The 1,940-nt window shown below is 52.8% G+C and carries 2 protein-coding genes; both read right to left on the reverse strand.

The features are described 5' to 3' along the window. Positions 1–211: 211 nt before the first annotated feature. Positions 212–1,015, reverse strand: a complete 804-nt coding sequence (locus tag BC440_RS11565; RefSeq protein ID WP_065701674.1) for a DUF3800 domain-containing protein — start codon at positions 1,013–1,015, stop codon at positions 212–214. A 200-nt stretch (positions 1,016–1,215) separates the two neighbouring features. After that, positions 1,216–1,680 (reverse strand): GNAT family N-acetyltransferase, encoded by a 465-nt coding sequence (locus BC440_RS11570; protein WP_065701673.1) that lies wholly within the window; start codon positions 1,678–1,680, stop codon positions 1,216–1,218. Positions 1,681–1,940 lie beyond the last annotated feature (260 nt).

Genomic DNA, 1,940 nt, shown 5'->3' on the forward strand with positions numbered 1-1,940 from the left:
AACTTCAAAACCCCTGCCGAGCTATTCTCTGAGCAGGTCAAACATGTTGCACTTCAAGTGTGAGTCCATCCTCCCGCTTTCGCGGGAGTGACGGTGGTTCTTGTGGTTGGGAAGTGAACCCCAAGTTTGTCATTCCCGCGCAGGCGGGAATCCAGTTTTCAGGTCAGGTTTGCCAATAAGACGAAATTTCAGTGAATAGGGGAGCAAGAAGCTAGCTTTCGAGTGTTTTAGCGATTTCATTGGCTTCTTTGTCAATGAAGCTAGCCGCTGCACCTGTCCTGATGCCGCTTCGAACCGCGACGCGGTTTATGCGGGCTTCGAAGTAATTGCGTATCGGTGTCCAATCTTCATATTGCCCGCTTTCCGCCCAGCAGGCGCCTAGACGCCCCACCAGAGCCGCAATCCAGTCGGCCGCCTGCAATGTCTGGTATCGATTGCTTTCAACCTGAAAAGGAGGCTCGATCAGTCTGCGGCGTGGGTCGTCAGTATTATACATTGCTTGAGCAGCAGCGGTGACGAGTGCATCCCGTTGGTCATGTTCATCAAGGACCAGCAGGAAAGAGGTTCCTGACGGGCAATCATCTTCGCAAAACTGATTGATGCGTTTTATGGCTTCGCGGAGGATGGAAATATAGAGCCGGTTGGGTTCATGCTCTTCGGGGGATGCGGTTTTTTCTGTTCCGACAAAGAATACCTTGCCACCGATATTTTCAATTTTATTGAACAGCCGGTTGGTGAAATGCCGGAGTTCCGGATACTTTGAGATATTGCGCAGGGTGTAGAGGGCAGCGCCTTTTTTCTCCCACGTTGCCGGGTGTTTTCCCGCCCGCTTTATTTCCCAATCCAGCAATTCCTGTTTTCTCTGGAAAAACCAGGTACCGAAAGATCGGACTTCTGATGCAGGCAATATCAAACCTGCGAGGCCAAAAACCGGGCTTTCTTTATATCGTGGATGGATGCGGGAAACGTAGGGGCCGATATGACCAAATTCATCAAGATAGGCGATGTAGGTCATGTGTCTCCCCCAGAAACACGAAGACCCACGATGAACGTGGGCCTCGGAAAGCGTGCACAAACTTTCATTCGTGCGACGCATGAACAATATGGTCCACTATTGACGGTATCGTCAATTAAAAAGTTACAGACAGTAACAGTTGTTGCGATCATTACGTTAGCAGGTTGGCCGATTTTGATATTGTTTCCGATGCCGGAGTTTTAGTCGATATCAATCTTATACAGCACCGAATCAACCCGTTTTGCCAGCCGGTCATAAAGGCGTTGGGCGCCGTGGTTGTCGCTGGCGGTGAGCCAGTAGAGGCGGAGCCAGTTGTTTTGTTTTGCCTGTTCTTGCAGGGCGTCCATCATCAGGCTGCCGATGCCGCGGCTGCGGTGATCGGGCGATACCCAGAAATCTTCGAGATAGGCGACATCGCGCAGCGTGAAGGTGTGTGGATGGATGATGAGGTGGGCCAGTCCGATGACGGATTGGTCATCATCATCTTGGTCATGATCCAAGGCCAGCCATGCCTGCATCGGGTGGCTGGGGTCAAGGATGCGCTGCCACAGGCCATCAATCACGTCGTCAGGCATGTCGGGTGCGCCGAACTGGATGATGTTTTGCCGCCAGAGGCGTTCCCATCCGGTGCGGTGGCGGGCTTCGGCATGCTGGATATCGATCATGGTGGGGCCTTGGTGTCGTGTTTGGGGCGAACAGGTACGGGTACTGTATCGCTAAAAGTCAATCAAGGCTGGTGTTTTTGAGGAAGGAGCAGACTGGACTCCCGCTTTCGCGGGAGTGACGGTGGGTTTTGGAGGGAGGGAGCGGTCGCTGCCCCTTTGTCGTCATTCCCGCGAAGGCGGGAAGATGGACTCACACTTGAAGTGCAACATGTTTGACCTGCTCAGAGAATAGCTCGGCAGGGGTTTTGAAGTTAAGGGAC

Source organism: Thalassospira sp. MIT1004, from assembly GCF_001858545.1.
GTDB lineage: Bacteria > Pseudomonadota > Alphaproteobacteria > Rhodospirillales > Thalassospiraceae > Thalassospira > Thalassospira xiamenensis.